The following is a 15725-nucleotide window of genomic DNA, read 5'->3' as shown; positions in this document are numbered from 1 at the left end:
GCGATCCGGGTGCGGGCGGCGGTTTGTCGTACCTACGCCTGTTTCGAGAGGTTTTCGCTCAGCCCGGGTAGTCCACCTCAGGGTTTCGTCAGGGTCGGACAGGCCCCCTTGAGCCCGACATCGGCCACCGGCGGCGGTTACCGTGTTGGCGTGCGACGTGACCTCGCCGACGACGCCACCACTGTCGAGTCGGCCCGACTCGGCGGCTATGTGCTTCACGAGCGGGTCGGCGAAGGCGGCATGGGTGTGGTCCACCGGGCCACCGACCCTCGCGGCCGGGTGGTGGCGGTCAAGCTCCTGCGGCCCCACGTCGCCGGTGACGAGGAGTCACGGGCCCGGTTCGCCCGCGAGGCCAGGGTGCTGGCCCGGGTGCGCGGCCGGCACGTCGCCCAGGTGCTCGACGCCGACGTGGCCGCGGCCACGCCGTACCTCGTCACCGACTTCGTGGACGGGCCCGCGCTGTACGAGGTGGTCGACAACGACGGCCCGCTGACCGGTGCGGAGCTGGCCGACCTTGCCGGCGACCTGGCCGACGCGCTCTGCTCGATCCACGGCGCCGGCGTGGTGCACCGCGACCTGAAGCCAGGCAACGTCCTGCTGGCCGACGGGATCGCCGTGGTGATCGACTTCGGCATCGCCCAGATCGCCGACGACACCCGGATGACCACGCCCGGCCTGGTGTACGGCACCCCCGGGTACGTCGCGCCGGAGATCCTCACCGGCGCCGACGTCGACGGCGCCGCCGACGTGCACGCCTGGGCGGCGACGGTCGCCTACGTCGCCACCGGCCGGCCGCCGTTCGGGCGCGGGCCGCTGGAGGCGGTCGCCTACCGCGTTCTGCACGAGGACCCCGACGTCGCCGGCTGCCCGGAGTGGCTGGAGCCGGTGCTCCTGCGGTGCTTCGCGAAGAACCCCGCCGAACGCCCGACGTCGGCACAGCTGCTGCGCTGGCTGGAGACGGGGGAGGAACCGCCCGTCTCGACGCCGGACGACGGAGGCGACGACGCGTACGACCCGGCGGGGGCGTACGAACCCGAGGACCCAGAGCACCCGGAGACGGTGCGCCTCGGGACCGGCGTTCCGGTGGGGACGTACGCGGACGACACCTACGCCGACGAGCGGTACGCCTCGCCCGACGGGACCGCCGTCTACCCGGCCGTCCCCGGAGACGACCAGCGCGACGACGGGCCTGACGGGCACGACGAGACCTACGCCGACGAGGCCTACGCCGACGAGCGGCATCCGGGCGAGGGGCGTCCCGGCGAGCTCGACCCTGGCCGCGAGGACGATGCCGAGGCCGCCGCCCGGGCGTCACACTCGGGCCTGCCCCGGTCCTCGTACCGCGTGCTGACCGGGCTGGGCTTCCTCACCGTCGGGGCGCTCGCGGCGGTGGCGCCCTTCGGCGCGCTCGCGGTTCTGATCGGCTGGCTGCTGGTCGCGTGGACGGTGCAGGGTTCGGCCGGGTTCGTCGAACGCCGTCGCCACCAGCGTGGCCGGCGCCGGACGGATCCGTTCGCCGCCGCGGCCGTGCTGCCCTGGCACGTCGTACGCGCGGCGGCGGTCACCACCCTCACGGTCACCGCGGCGCTCATCGGCGCGGGGTTCCTGGCGGCGGTGCTCGTCCTGTTCTTCTACGTCGGCGCGATCCGCCCGCGCTGGGACCTGGCCTGCGGTGTCACCGGACTGGTCGTCGCCGCGCTGACCTGGTGGGGCATCCGCGGCGAGGGTCTCCAGGAGGGTGCCCGGCGGATCCTGCGCCGGGTCGTCGGCCGGCGCCGGGGCCTGCTGGTCGCGACCGGGGTCGTGCTCGCCGCGCTGACGTTGTTCCTGGTCGCGGTGGCGAGCGCCGAGCCAGTGTCGTGGTGGCCGCTGGAGCACAACCCGATCCCTCGACTGGACTGGCCCGGCTGACCGTCCGGCCGGTGATCGTCGCCGGCCTGGGCCACGCGTTCGCGGCGACCGGAGCGACCGGGGTGAACCGCGCTCGGCGTACGCGCGACCTTCGGCCCGCTCCGGCGCGTCGGCCGGCCTCGCTGATCAACCACCGCTAGGCTCCGAACAGGTGTTCGGTGAACGACGCGGGAGGTACGACAGCCGGTGCGGGTGCTCGGAGTCGACCCCGGCCTGACCCGCTGCGGGCTCGGGCTGGTGCAGGGCGGGCATCCCCGTCAGCTGGCGTTGGTCGCCGTCGACGTCGTGCGCACCGGGCCCGACGAGGATCTCGGCGTCCGCCTGCTCGCCGTCGACCGGGCGGTCGGTGACTGGCTGGACGAGCACCGCCCCGACGCGGTGGCCCTGGAACGCGTGTTCAGCCAGCACAACGTCCGCACCGTGATGGGAACCGCCCAGGTGAGCGGCGTCGTCCTGGCCGCGGCGGCCCGGCGCGGCATCCCGGTCGGCCTGCACACGCCCAGCGAGGTCAAGGCGGCGGTCACCGGCAGCGGCCGGGCCGGCAAGGAACAGGTGACGAACATGGTCACCCGGATCCTCGCCCTGACCAGCAAGCCCCGCCCGGCAGACGCCGCCGACGCGCTGGCACTGGCCATCTGCCATCTGTGGCGCGGACCGGCGGCGGCTCGCATCGAGGCCGCGAAGGCCCAGGCGTCGAAGATGCAGGCGGCGCAGCTCCAGGCCGCGAAGACTCGGCAGACGCAGGCCGCGAAGGTCCAGGCGGCGAAAGTCCAGGCGGCGAAGGTCCAGGCCGCAAGGGCCGGGACCGGAGCGACGACCGGGGCGAGGGCCGGAGCCGTCGGGTGGCAGACTCCACGCCGCGCCCCCGACCCACCGAGGAGCAGCACGTGATCGCATTCGTCCGTGGAACCATCGCCTCCGTCGGGCTCGACACCGCGGTCGTCGAGGTCGGCGGCGTCGGCATGGAGGTCCGCGCCGCGCCCGCCACCCTCGCCGAGCTCCGCGTGGGCGCGACCGCGAAGTTGCCGACCAGCCTGGTCGTCCGGGAGGACTCCCTGACGCTCTACGGCTTCGCCGACGACGACGAGCGCGCGGTGTTCGAGCTCCTGCAGACCGCGAGCGGTGTCGGGCCGAGGCTGGCCCAGGCGATGCTGGCCGTGCACCGTCCGGACGAGCTCCGCCGCGCGGTCGCCACCGAGGACCTCACCGCGCTCACCAAGGTCCCGGGGATCGGCCGCAAGGGCGCCCAGCGGATCGTGCTGGAGCTCAAGGACCGGCTCGGCGCTCCGATCGGCGGCTCGGCCGGTGCCGGTGCCGCGCTTCCGGTCGCGGGGGTGGCGCCCGGTGCCGCCTGGCGTGACCAGGTACGCGGCGCCCTGCTCGGCCTGGGCTGGTCCGCGCGGGAGGCCGAGTCCGCGCTGGACGCCGTGGCCCCGATGGCGGAGGAGATGGCCGCCGGGAACGGGGCGGACGGTGCCAACGGTGCCAAGCCCACCAACGGCGGCGGCGCGCCCGACGTGGCCGCGCTGTTGCGAGCCGCACTCCGTACGCTCTCCAGGGCCTGAGGAAGACGAGGAGTTGTCCGCATGACGTCCCACGTCGACGACGGCGGCGACCACTCCGTCGGCCGTTCCCTGATCGCCGCGGAGGCGGCCGCCGACGAGAGCACCGTCGAGGCGGCGCTGCGTCCCCGCACCCTGGGGGAGCTGATCGGCCAGGGCCGCGTCCGCGACCAGCTCGGGCTGGTGCTGGAGGCGGCCCGTAGCCGCGGCCGGCCGCCGGACCACGTGCTGCTCGCCGGCCCGCCCGGGCTCGGCAAGACCACCCTGGCGATGATCATCGCCGCTGAGCTGTCCGCGCCGCTGCGGGTGACCAGCGGCCCGGCCATCCAGCATGCCGGCGACCTCGCCGCCATCCTGTCCTCCCTGGCCGAGGGCGAGGTGCTCTTCCTGGACGAGATCCACCGGATGAGCCGCCCCGCCGAGGAGATGCTCTACATGGCGATGGAGGACTTCCGGGTCGACGTCGTGGTGGGCAAGGGGCCGGGCGCCACCGCCATCCCGCTGGAGATTCCGCCGTTCACGCTGGTGGGCGCGACCACCCGCGCCGGACTGCTGCCGGGTCCGCTGCGCGACCGGTTCGGTTTCACCGGCCACCTGGAGTACTACGAGGTGGACGAGCTGGACGAGATCGTCCGCCGGTCCGCGCACCTGCTCGACGTACCCATCACCGACGACGCCGCCCGGGAGGTGGCCGGCCGGTCGCGCGGAACGCCGCGGATCGCCAACCGGCTGCTGCGCCGGGTCCGCGACTACGCGCAGGTCCGCGCCGACGGTGTCGTACGCACCAAGACCGCGCAGGCGGCACTCGAGCTGTACGAGGTGGACGAGGAGGGCCTGGACCGGCTCGACCGGGCCGTGCTCGACGCGCTGTGCCGCCGGTTCGGTGGCGGCCCGGTGGGTGTGTCCACCCTCGCCGTCGCGGTCGGCGAGGAACGCGAGACAGTGGAGGAGGTGGCCGAGCCCTTCCTGGTCCGCCGGGGCTACCTCGCCCGCACTCCACGCGGCCGGGTGGCGACGCCGGCGGCATGGCGGCAGCTCGGGCTGGCACCTCCGGCCGACGCGGCGTTCGGGCAGTCGCCCAGCCTGTTCGACGAGCCGTGATCGGCGTGGCGCCGGGCCCGTCGCGAAGGTCGTCGCCATGGTCATCGCCGTGGTCGTCGCGGCAGCCGCGGGAAAGGCTCGCCCGCCACGGACAGGTCGCACGCCCCCGCGCCGGACGGCGCCGCTAGACTCCGCCGGTGGCCGTGCGTGACATGGCCGTGGCCAGACGACCAAACCGGCGATCGCGACGTCGGGGAAGGAAACGACCTCCATGCTTCTCAGCCAGGCGGCCACCGGCGGCGGCGCCAACTACTGGACGCTGCTTCTCCCGATCCTTCTGCTGGCGTTGTTCTGGGTCGTGGCGATTCGTCCGCAACGACGCCGCCAGCGCGAGACCTCGGACATGCAGAGCAAGCTCCAGCCCGGTCAGCAGGTGATGACCGGAGCCGGGCTGCTGGCCACCGTGCATGCCGTGGAGGACGACGCGGTGGTGCTCGAGATCGCACCGGGTGTGTACGCCCGGCACGTACGCCAGGCCATCGTCCGCATCATCGACCAGCCGGATCAGCCCTCGCAGTCGCAGGTCGGCGAAGGAACCACGCCGCCGAGCGACCGCCCCGAGGACCCCACCGCATGAGACCCGCTTCACGGGGAGAGTGAGTAGACGACGTGGCGACGAAGAGACCGCATCCCTGGCGCTCTCTGGCGGTGCTCCTGGTGGCGCTGCTGGTCGGTGTCGGGCTGATGGCCACGCTCGGTGCGTGGACACCACGGCTCGGCCTCGACCTACGTGGCGGCACCTCCATCACGCTGACCGCCCGGCCCTCCGCGGGCCAGGGTGCGATCACCCCGGAGAAGCTCGCCGAGGCGGTCGAGATCATCCGCAACCGCGTCGGCGCGATCGCCGAGGCCGAGGTGACCACCCAGGGCAACGACCACATCGTGGTCGAGGTGCCGGGTGTCGGCCAGGACCAGATCGTCCGGTTGGTGGGCAGCACCGCGGAGCTTCGGTTCCGGCAGGTGCTGGCAGCGGCCCCGGTGGCGGCGCCCCCGCAACCGAAGCCGACGCCGTCGAAGTCCCCGGCCACGTCGAAGGCCACGCCCAAGCCGACGGTCGGCCCGTCGGTCAAACCCTCGAACAAGGCGACCAAGAGCCCCGCGCCGCGCGCGCCCGGCCGGGCGGTGCCGCAGGCGTTCCGGCGGAACGCCCCGACGCCGACACCGACGCCCACTCCCAAGGCGACTGTCCCCGCCCCCAAGGCGACCACGCCGACGGTCGACAACGGCAAGGTCCGGGTCTCCACCACCGGCGCCTCGCCCGAGCAGATGGCCGCCCTGCAGAAGTTCAAGTGCGCCGACTACACGCCGGGCAAGGACAACTTCAAGCAGGCGCTCTTCACCTGTGATCGCGAGGGCACGACGAAGTTCGTCCTCGGCCCGGCGATCGTCCTCGGCTCCGAGATCGCCGACGCGAGCGCCCAGCTGCCGCAGAACCAGCTCGCGTGGCAGGTGGGGCTGCGCCTCAAGGGCGCGGGCAAGAGCAAGTTCGCGCAGGCGAGCACGCAGATGTACCAACTGCAGCAGCCGCTGAGCCAGTTCGCGATCGTGCTGGACGGCAAGGTCGTGTCGTACCCCGTGATCCAGGGGCCGATCACCGACGGCCAGGCCAGCATCACCGGCAACTTCTCCCAGCAGGAGGCGACCGACCTCGCCAACACGCTGAAGTACGGCGCGTTGCCGCTGAGGTTCGAGACCAGCCAGGTCTCGGCGGTGTCGCCCACGCTGGGAAGTGACCAGCTCACCGGTGGCCTGGTCGCCGGAGCGATCGGGCTCGCGCTCGTGGTGCTCTACTCGTTCTTCTACTACCGGGGCCTCGGCCTGGTGGTCGTGCTGTCCCTGGCGGCGGCCGGCGCCCTCGTCTACGCCTCGGTGGTGCTGCTCGGCAAGTCGGCGGGCTTCACGCTCACCCTGGCGGGGATCGCGGGACTGATCGTCGCCATCGGCATCACCGCGGACTCCTTCGTCGTCTACTTCGAACGCCTGCGCGACGAAGTACGCGACGGCCGAAGTCTGCGTACCGCCGTGGAGACCGGCTGGGTGCGTGCCCGGCGCACGATCCTCGCCGCCGACTCGGTGTCGCTGCTGGCGGCGGTGGTGCTGTACGCGCTGTCGGTGGGCAACGTCCGCGGTTTCGCGTACGCGCTCGGGCTGACCACGCTGATCGACATCATCATCGTGTTCGTCTTCACCAAGCCGCTGGTCACCCTGCTGGCCCGCACCCGCTTCTTCGGTGAGGGCCACCGCTTCTCCGGACTCGATCCGACCCGGCTCGGTGTGCCGCGCGAACGCCTCGCTCCACGCACCGCAACCCGCGCCTCGACCCGCGCCTCGTCGCCGAAGGGGGCCTGACATGTCGCGCCTGGGTGCCGTCGGGCACAAGCTCTACACCGGCGAGGTCTCGCTGAACTTCGTCGGCCGGCGGAAGCTGTGGTACCTCATCTCCGCGGTCGTCCTGGTGATCGCCATCGGGGCGGTCCTGATCCGCGGCCTGGCGTTCTCCATCGAGTTCCGCGGCGGCGTCGACTTCCAGGCGCCGGTGGCGTCGGGTTCGGCACAGAACGCCATCCCGGGCGTCCGGACCGCCGTCGTCGACACCGGCGTCCTCGGCCGCGCGGAGCCGATCGTCACCTCGATCGGCGCCAACCAGGTCCGGGTCGAGACCCCGCCCCTGAGCACCGACAACATCGCGAAGGCCCGCACCGCGATCGCCAAGCAGCTCAAGGTCGGCGAGGGTCAGATCGACTACTCCAGCATCGGGCCGACCTGGGGCGCCCAGATCACCGACAAGGCACTGCTCAGCCTCGGGGTGTTCCTCGTCCTGGTGATGGGCGTGATCTGGCTCTACTTCCGCGAATGGCGGATGTCGGTGTCCGGGCTGGTCGCGCTGCTGCACGATGTGGCGATCACCGTCGGCATCTACGCCCTGGTCGGCTTCGACGTCACCCCGGCCACGATCATCGGCGTGCTCACGATCCTGGGCTACTCGCTGTACGACACGGTGGTCGTATTCGACAAGGTGCGGGAGAACACCCGGTCGATCTCCTCGGGGAGCCGGTGGACCTACAGCGAGGCGGCCAACCTCGCCGTCAACCAGACGCTCGTCCGGTCGATCAACACCTCGATCATCGCGCTCCTGCCGGTGGCCGGCATCCTCTTCGTGGGCGCCGGGCTGCTCGGTGCGGGGACGCTGAAGGACCTGTCCCTCGCGCTGTTCATCGGCATCGCGGTCGGTACGTACTCCTCGATCTTCATCGCCACCCCGCTGCTGTGCGACCTGAAGGAGCGCGAGCCGGCGATGCGAGCGCTCTCCCGTCGGGTGGAGCAGCGCCGAGCGGGTGCGGCGGCGAAGAGCGCGGCCAGCGGTTCCGCGGGCCCGGCAGCAGTGTCGGGTACGCCCGGCGGCGCCGAGGGCGGCGAGCCCGCCGCCTCCGGTGAGGACCAGGGAGCCAACGGCACCCGGCAGTCGGTGCCGGCGACCTCGCGCGCGCAGGGCCGTCCCGCCGGCAGGCCGCAGTCGACCAGCAGCAGGTCGGCCGGGCGCAGCCAGCCGCAGCGCAAGCCGAGGTCGACGCGGCGTCCGAAGGGGCACGGCCGATGAGCGAGATCCGGTCGGTGGACCGCCTGGTCGCGGACCTGGTCCGGGACGTCCCCGACTACCCCAAGCCCGGCGTCGTGTTCAAGGACATCACGCCCCTGCTGGCCGAGCCGGAGGCGTTCGCGCACACGGTCGACGCCCTCGGCGCGCCCTGGCGGGACGCCACCCCGCGCGTGGACAAGGTGGTCGGGATCGAGGCCCGCGGCTTCATCCTGGCCGCGCCGGTGGCGCTGGCGCTGGGCGCGGGGTTCGTTCCGGTCCGCAAGGCCGGCAAACTGCCCGGCCCGACGCACTCCCGCTCCTACGCCCTCGAGTACGGCCAGGAGACGCTGGAGGTGCAGCGGAACGCCTTCGAGCCGGGCGACCGGGTGCTGATCGTCGACGACGTACTCGCCACCGGCGGCACCGTCGAGGCGACGCACGCCCTCGTCCGCGACGCCGGAGCGGAGGTGGTCGGAATCTCGGTGCTGCTGGAGCTCACGTTCCTCGCCCCGCGCACCAGGACCGGCGATCTCACCGTTCACTCACTGCTTCCGGTGTGACGACCCGGGCCCTGCTGCCTGGCGGGGAACACGCCTGGGGTGGACACTGGGGGAGCGGCCCAACCGGACCTGCCGGACAGCCCGCTCACGGGGGACGATTCTCGGCCAATCCTGAGCAGGGCAGTACGACCCGGGACGGGTGGGTCGGCGTCGGACGGGCTCGGACAGGGTTGACGGCAACCCGACCCGGTGCCCGTAAACTGGTTTCTTGCCGCCCCCAAGGAGACCGCCGTGGCCGACGAGACCGCTCCATCCGCGCCGGCGCGCCGTGAGGTGTCTCCGGCGCCGCACCGCTCGGTGAGCGTGTCCAGAAGTCGCGCCGCGGCTCTGGAGGCAGCCGCACCGGAATCCGACACCCGCCCGGCCGAGTCGCCCGACGAGGCCGACGGCACGAACGGCACCGGGGAGACCGGCTCGACGAGCGGCCGGCGCGCGTCCGCCCCCTCCGGCGGGCAGGCGGCGGTCGGCCCGTTCTCCGCCTCGTCGCGGCGGATGCGCCAGCGGCTTGCCCGGCTGGGCCGGGCCCCGCAGGGCAACCCCGTGCTGGAGCCGTTGTTCCGGATCGTACGCAGCACCCACCCCAAGGCCGACCTGGCGCTGATCGAGCGCGCCTACCACACGGCCGAGCGGTACCACCGGGGCCAGACCCGCAAGAGCGGTGACCCGTTCATCACCCATCCCGTCGCGGTCGCCACCATCCTGGCCGAGCTCGGAATGACGCCGCCCACCCTGTGCGCGGCGTTACTGCACGACACGGTGGAGGACACGCCGTACACCCTCACCGAGCTCCGCAACGACTTCGGCGACGAGATCGCGCTGCTGGTCGACGGGGTGACCAAGCTCGACAAGGTGAAGTACGGCGAGAGTGCCCAGGCCGAGACCATCCGCAAGATGGTGATCGCGATGGCCAAGGACATCCGGGTGCTGGTGATCAAGCTCGCCGACCGGCTGCACAACATGCGGACGCTGCGCTACGTCAAGCAGGCCTCCCAGGAACGCACCGCGCGGGAGACCCTGGAGATCTACGCCTCGCTGGCCCACCGCCTCGGCATGAACACGCTGAAGTGGGAGATCGAAGACCTCGCGTTCGCCACCCTGCATCCCAAGCTGTACGACGAGATCGTCCGCCTGGTCGCCGAGCGGGCGCCCTCGCGCGACGAGTACCTCGCCAAGGTCATCGACCGGGTGCAGTCCGACCTGCGTGAGGCCAAGATCAAGGCCACCGTCACCGGCCGGCCCAAGCACTACTACTCGATCTACCAGAAGATGATCGTGCGCGGCCGGGAGTTCGGCGACATCTACGACCTGGTCGGCATCCGCGTCCTGACCGACTCCGTACGCGACTGTTACGCCGCTCTCGGCGTCATCCACGCGCGATGGAACCCCGTGCCCGGGCGGTTCAAGGACTACATCGCGATGCCGAAGTTCAACATGTACCAGTCGCTGCACACCTCGGTGATGGGGCCCGAGGGCAAGCCGGTCGAGATGCAGCTGCGGACGTTCGCGATGCACCGGCGGGCGGAGTACGGCGTCGCGGCCCACTGGAAGTACAAGGAAGACCCCACCGCCGCTCCCGAGACCGACAGCGGCGGCCCCAACGACATGGCCTGGCTCCGGCAGCTGCTGGACTGGCAGCGCGAGACCGAGGACCCCGGCGAGTTCCTGGAGTCGCTGCGGTTCGAGATCAACTCCACCCAGGTCTACGTCTTCACCCCGCGCGGCGACGTGATCGCGCTGCCCATGGGCTCGACACCGGTCGACTTCGCGTACGCCATCCACACCGAGGTCGGCCACCGCTGCATCGGCGCCCGGGTCAACGGCCGGCTGGTCCCGCTGGAGAGCCAGCTGGAGAACGGCGACCTGGTGGAGGTCTTCACCTCCAAGGCCGAGGGCGCCGCACCGAGCCGCGACTGGCTGAGCTTCGTCCGCAGCCCGCGCGCCCGCAACAAGATCCGGCACTGGTTCACCAAGGAGCGCCGCGAGGAGGCCATCGACCAGGGCAAGGAGCAGCTGGCCCGGATGGTCCGCAAGGAGGGCCTGCCGCTGCAGCGGATGCTCACCCACGAGTCACTGGCCTCGATCGCCCGCGACCTGAAGTACTCCGACGTGTCGGCGCTGTACGCCGCCGTCGGGGAGGGCACCATCACCGCACAGTCGGTGGTCCGGCGGCTGGTGGAGTCGGTCGGCGGCGCCGGCGAGGAGGCCGAGGACGTCTCCGAAGCTGTGATCATCTCCCCGGACACCGGCCGCAAGGAGCGGTTGCCCCGGGGTGACTCCGGTGTGGTCGTGAAGGGCGTCACCGACGTCTGGGTGAAGCTGGCCAAGTGCTGTACGCCGGTGCCGGGCGACGCGATCGTCGGCTTCGTCACCCGTGGGGCCGGTGTCTCGGTGCACCGCGGCGACTGCGTCAACATCGGCCACCTGACCTCCCAGCCCGAACGCATGGTCGAGGTCGAGTGGGCGCCCACGGCACAGAGCCTGTTCCTCGTCGCCGTCCAGGTGGAGGCGCTGGACCGCGCCCGGCTGCTCAGTGACATCACCCGGATCCTGTCCGACCAGCACGTCAACATCCTGTCGGCGTCGGTGACCACGACCCGCGACCGGGTGGCCAAGAGCAGGTTCACCTTCGAGATGGGCGACCCCAAGCATCTGGGCCACGTGCTCCGCGCGGTGCGCAGCGTGGACGGCGTGTTCGACGCGTACCGCGTCACCAACTGACCCGACGCCCAGGCTCGGCGGGTTCGCCGATTCCTCCGCGGAAGAATCGCCGGGGTGCCGAGGAGGACCTCCGCGTGGTGGCCCGGGTCCGAGCCGTTCGATGCGGCCCACGAGCCGGTGGGATGCGGCTCACCAGCCGGTGAAGCGTGAAATGCCCGGGTGGTCAGGACCCCCGCGAGGTTTCACACTCGCGGTCCGGCCCCTCCTAGCGCGGTGAAGCGTGAAGGACCCGCGGGGGTCAGAGCCACCTCGAGGTTTCACACTCCGCCGGAGTATGCGTGCCGAGGACAACGCAGCCGACCGTGATGCAAGGCTCGCTCAGCCGGAGAACTCGTCGAGGGTCTTCTCCACCTCGGCCAGCCAGGCCCGCCGGGCGTCCAGTGCCTCCTGCGCGCGGCGTTCGCCGGTGACGTCGCCCTTCGCCTGCTGGGCTTCCAGGTCGCGTTCGAGGTCGGCGATGGAGTTGCGCAGCTGGGTGAGCGTGTCGTTGGCACGGGCGCGCGTCTCGGGGTTGGTCCGGCGCCACTCGTTGCTCTCCGCGGACTTGATCGCTTCCTCGACCTTGCGCAGCCGGCCCTCGACCGGACGGACGGAGTCGCGGGGGACGCGCCCGATCTGGTCCCAGCGTGCCAGCAGCGAGCGGTAGGCCTCCCGGGCGGCGCGGTGGTCGCGCACCGGCAGCAGAGCCTCCGCCTCGACCAGCAGCGCTTCCTTCTGCTCGAGGTTGGTGCGGTACTCCGCGTCCTGCTCGGCGAAGGTCGCGTTGCGGGCGTTGAAGAACCGGTCCTGCGCTGCCCGGAACCGCTTCCACAGCTGGTCTTCCACGTCGCGCGCGGCGGGCCCGGCGGCCTTCCAGCGCTGCATGAGGGTACGGAACTGCGTGCTGCCGCGGCCCCAGTCGGTGGAGTCGGCGAGCGCCTCGGCCTCGGCGGCGAGCGCCTCCTTGGTCTGGCGGGCGTCGTCGCGGCGTACGTTCAGCTCGGAGAAGTGCTGCTTGCGCCGGCGCGTGTAGGAGGTGCGGGCACTGGAGAACCGCCGCCACAGCTCGTCGTCGGTCTGCTTGTCCAGCCGGGGCAGCGCCTTCCACTGCTCGAGCAGCTCGCGGAAGCGTCCGACGCCGTGCCGCCAGTCCGAGCCGGCCGCCAGGGTCTCGGCCTCGTCGGCGATCGCCGCCTTGGCCGTCCGGGCCTCCTCGAGCTGCCGCTTGCGTTCGGTGCGGCGTTCGGCGCGCCGCCCGGCGATCACTTCCTCCAGCCGGTCGAGCTTGGCCGACAGGGCGCCGAGGTCGCCGATCGCCTGGGCGCCCGCGAGGTTGCGGCGCTCGCGGCGCAGTGCGTTGTGGGCGTCGTCGGGGGCGAGAATGCCGCTGTCCACCCGGGAGGCGAGCAGGTCGACCTCCAGCGCGAGGGCGTCGTACTTGCGGCGGAAGAAGGCCAGCGCTCCCTCGGGATCGCCGACCTGCCAGGATCCGATGGCGCGCTCGCCCTCGTCGGTGCGGAGGTAGACGGTGCCGTCGTCCGCGACCCTGCCCCAGGGCTCCTCTGCCGTTCCGCTCACTGCACGCTCCCGTCGCAGATCACGTCGTCGTGACCTTGACATCTTTGCCGATGCCCGAGGACGCCGCCTGCCCGGTCCCCGCAACCCCCGTGATCGAACGGGGACGAATCACCGTAGCCAGTGAGGAATCCCTCGGCACCGGGTTTTTCGCCACGACCGGGACCAGCCGGCCCGGCCCGGCGCGATGCTCGCCGTGGCGCGGACGATCGGCCCCGTTCCCAAGAATGTAGCCCGGCGCCGGCGCGGCCGGTGGTGCCGCGAGTACGCCGATCCGCGCCGAGGTGCCCGGCCGGGCGGCCGCGGAGGAACTGTCGCCGCGCACGAGGAAGAAGATCAGGTAGACCGCCGCGGCCACGGCGAGCACGCCGACGACGACCGCCACGATGATGCCGTTTCGTCGTGCCCGGCGCCGCCGGGTGGTGCGGCGAACCTGCTGACGCTCCCAGTGCTGCCTGGCGAGGCGGCGTCGGCGCTGCTCCTTGGTGACCACCGAAGGCCCCGTTCTCTCCGCTTAGCTGTCCGATGACCGGTGTGCCAGTCTAGGAGACGCCCTGGGTCCGGTAGCGGTGTGTGTCCCGTTAATCGCCAGGACCGGCCAGGTTCGCCGCGCCGGACACCCCGCCGGTAGTCTTCGAAGGTCCCCCACCTCGCCACCCGACCGCAGAGGATTCCATGCTCGTCGCCGGCTTCCCGACCGGAGTGTTCGCCGCGAACTGCTACGTCGTGGCGACCGGCGCGGGACAGGAGTGCGTCGTGGTCGATCCGGGCCAGGACGCGGCCGGCGCGGTGGCCGAGGTCGTCCGCGAGCACCGGCTCCGGCCGGTCGCGGTGCTGCTCACCCACGGGCACCTCGACCACATGTGGTCGGTGCTGCCAGTGTGCGGAAGCTACGACGCGACCTGCTGGGTGCACCCGGCCGACCGGCCGCTGCTCGCCGACCCGATGCGCGGCCTGCCACCGGAGTGGGCCGGCGCGCTGCTCGGGGGCGGGCAGTCGTTCGCCGAGCCCGACGACGTACGCGAGCTCACCGACGGCACGCGGGTCGACGTCGCCGGGCTGAGCTTCACCGTCGACCACACCCCGGGCCATACGAGCGGGTCGGTCGCGTTCCGTACCCCCGTCGAGGGGGACGTGCGCGGGGCAGGCGCCCCGACGTGGACCGGCCAGGCGGGTGCGGCGCCCGAGCTGATGTTCGCGGGCGACCTGCTCTTCGCCGGGGCGATCGGACGGACCGACCTGCCGGGTGGTGACCATCCGACGATGCTGCGCAGCCTTGCCGACAAGGTGCTGCCGCTCGACGACCGGATCGTGGTCCTGCCCGGCCACGGTGACCAGACGACCATCGGCCGGGAACGCCAGACCAATCCCTTCCTGAGAGGGCTCGTGCCCGGCCCGGCACGGAGCGGGTGAAGATCGCAGATGAGTTTCCAGGCGCCCAAGGGCACCTTCGACGTCGTACCCCCGAGGTCCGCGACCTGGCTCGCGGTGCGGGAGGCGCTGAGCCGACCGCCGCGGCTGGCCGGATACGAGTACGTCGAGACACCGCTGTTCGAGGACACCGGGCTGTTCGTCCGCGGCGTGGGTGAGTCGACCGACGTGGTGACGAAGGAGATGTACACCTTCGCCGACCGGGGCGGCCGTTCGCTGACCCTCCGCCCGGAGGGGACCGCCGGTGTGCTGCGCGCGATCGCCGAGCGCGGCCTGCACCGCGGGCAGCTTCCGGTGAAGGTGTGGTACGCCGGGCAGAACTTCCGGTACGAACAGCCGCAGTCGGGCCGCTACCGCCAGCACACCCAGGTGGGGGTGGAGACGATCGGCGGGGACGACCCGGCCCTGGACGCCGAGATCGTCTGGATGGCGTGGCAGGCCCAGCGGTCGCTCGGACTGACCGGCACCCGGCTGCTGCTCAACAGCCTGGGCTGCCGGGAGTGCCGCCCCGCCTACCGCGAGCTTCTCCAGGACTTCCTGCGCGGGATCGACCTGGACGACGACACCCGCCGGCGGGCGGCGATCAACCCGATGCGGGTGCTGGACGACAAGCGCCCGGAGGTCCAGGCCCAGCTGACGGACGCGCCGTTGATCACCGACCACCTGTGCGGCGCGTGCAAGGAGCACCACGCCCAGGTCCGCTCCTACCTCGCCGACCTCGGCGTGGAGTGGGAGGACACCCCTCGCCTGGTGCGCGGGCTGGACTACTACGTCCGTACGACGTTCGAGCTGGTCCACCCCGGGCTCGGCGCGCAGTCGGCGATCGGGGGCGGCGGGCGTTACGACGGGCTGCTGGCCACCATCGGCGGCCCCGACCTCGGGGGTGTCGGCTTCGGGCTCGGCCTGGACCGCACCGTTCTGGCCGTGGAGGCGGAGGGCCTGACGGTGGGGGAGACCAGCCGGTGCGACGTGTACGTCGTACCCCTCGGCGCCGCGGCCCGGCGGCGGACGGTCACCCTCCTGCGCGACCTCCGCGCGGCGGGCGTACGGTCCGACACGAGCTACGGCGGGCAGGGCCTCAAGGGCGCGATGAAGGCGGCCGACCGTTCCGGCGCGGCGTTCGCGCTCGTCCTCGGTGACCGCGACCTGGAGCAGGACAGCGCCCAGCTGAAGGACCTGCGCGGCGGCGGCCAGCGGCCTGTCCCGCTCGCCGAACTGGTCGACGTGGTGGCCGGCGCGATGGCGCCGGCGCACGCCGAACAGGACTAGCCAGAACGGCACACACCGGTCAGAACGCACCTGGGCAGCACC

The 15725-nt window shown here is 72.3% G+C and carries 12 protein-coding genes and 1 pseudogene; 11 read left to right on the top strand and 2 right to left on the bottom strand.

Annotated features, from left to right (window positions below; all coding sequences use genetic code 11):
• Positions 1 to 150: 150 nt before the first annotated feature.
• From FHR37_RS11655 to FHR37_RS11615, 9 genes and pseudogenes are all read left to right on the top strand, one after another.
• On the top strand, positions 151 to 1911 hold the full coding sequence (locus FHR37_RS11655; RefSeq protein WP_092882726.1) for a serine/threonine-protein kinase: 1761 nt from the start codon (positions 151 to 153) through the stop codon (positions 1909 to 1911).
• A gap of 186 nt (positions 1912 to 2097) precedes the next feature.
• Positions 2098 to 2598, top strand: a pseudogene (gene ruvC / locus FHR37_RS11650) (crossover junction endodeoxyribonuclease RuvC); the annotation flags it as partial.
• 200 nt (positions 2599 to 2798) lie between these two features.
• Positions 2799 to 3476 (top strand): Holliday junction branch migration protein RuvA, encoded by a 678-nt coding sequence (gene ruvA / locus FHR37_RS11645; RefSeq protein ID WP_092882728.1) that lies wholly within the window; start codon positions 2799 to 2801, stop codon positions 3474 to 3476.
• Between the two features lie 21 nt (positions 3477 to 3497).
• Complete coding sequence (ruvB, locus tag FHR37_RS11640) at positions 3498 to 4574, top strand: Holliday junction branch migration DNA helicase RuvB (RefSeq protein ID WP_092882729.1); 1077 nt, start codon at positions 3498 to 3500, stop codon at positions 4572 to 4574.
• 211 nt (positions 4575 to 4785) lie between these two features.
• On the top strand, positions 4786 to 5151 hold the full coding sequence (gene yajC / locus FHR37_RS11635) for a preprotein translocase subunit YajC (protein WP_092882730.1): 366 nt from the start codon (positions 4786 to 4788) through the stop codon (positions 5149 to 5151).
• 32 nt (positions 5152 to 5183) lie between these two features.
• Positions 5184 to 6923, top strand: coding sequence for a protein translocase subunit SecD (secD, locus tag FHR37_RS11630; RefSeq protein ID WP_237768699.1), 1740 nt, complete (start codon positions 5184 to 5186; stop codon positions 6921 to 6923).
• A 1-nt stretch (position 6924) separates the two neighbouring features.
• The gene (gene secF, locus FHR37_RS11625) at positions 6925 to 8172 is read left to right on the top strand and encodes a protein translocase subunit SecF (protein ID WP_092882731.1); all 1248 of its coding nucleotides are present in this window, start codon (positions 6925 to 6927) and stop codon (positions 8170 to 8172) included.
• Positions 8169 to 8711 (top strand): adenine phosphoribosyltransferase, encoded by a 543-nt coding sequence (locus tag FHR37_RS11620; RefSeq protein WP_175542443.1) that lies wholly within the window; start codon positions 8169 to 8171, stop codon positions 8709 to 8711. The genes secF and FHR37_RS11620 overlap by 4 nt, the downstream gene beginning before the upstream one ends.
• Positions 8712 to 9203: 492 nt before the next feature.
• Positions 9204 to 11429, top strand: a complete 2226-nt coding sequence (locus FHR37_RS11615) for a RelA/SpoT family protein (protein ID WP_202818020.1) — start codon at positions 9204 to 9206, stop codon at positions 11427 to 11429.
• Positions 11430 to 11747: 318 nt separating this feature from the next.
• Here FHR37_RS11615 and FHR37_RS11610 read toward each other — a convergent pair whose 3' ends face one another.
• On the bottom strand, positions 11748 to 12986 hold the full coding sequence (locus tag FHR37_RS11610) for a DUF349 domain-containing protein (RefSeq protein ID WP_237768700.1): 1239 nt from the start codon (positions 12984 to 12986) through the stop codon (positions 11748 to 11750).
• 19 nt (positions 12987 to 13005) lie between these two features.
• Entirely contained in the window at positions 13006 to 13368 is a 363-nt protein-coding gene (locus FHR37_RS11605; RefSeq protein WP_175542444.1) for a hypothetical protein, read from the bottom strand.
• 290 nt (positions 13369 to 13658) lie between these two features.
• Between FHR37_RS11605 and FHR37_RS11600 the strand changes: the two genes are divergently transcribed.
• Positions 13659 to 14396 carry an MBL fold metallo-hydrolase gene (locus FHR37_RS11600; RefSeq protein ID WP_092882735.1) on the top strand — a complete coding sequence of 246 codons (738 nt, stop codon included), beginning with the start codon at positions 13659 to 13661 and terminating at the stop codon, positions 14394 to 14396.
• A 9-nt stretch (positions 14397 to 14405) separates the two neighbouring features.
• Positions 14406 to 15683: a histidine--tRNA ligase gene (gene hisS, locus FHR37_RS11595; RefSeq protein WP_092882736.1), complete on the top strand. Its 1278-nt coding sequence runs from the start codon at positions 14406 to 14408 to the stop codon at positions 15681 to 15683.
• Positions 15684 to 15725 lie beyond the last annotated feature (42 nt).

Origin of the sequence: Actinopolymorpha cephalotaxi (assembly GCF_013408535.1) — a bacterium.
Classification (GTDB): domain Bacteria; phylum Actinomycetota; class Actinomycetes; order Propionibacteriales; family Actinopolymorphaceae; genus Actinopolymorpha; species Actinopolymorpha cephalotaxi.
The sequence above is the reverse complement of the archived record's forward strand: the minus strand, read 5'-3'. Positions and strand labels throughout refer to the sequence as shown.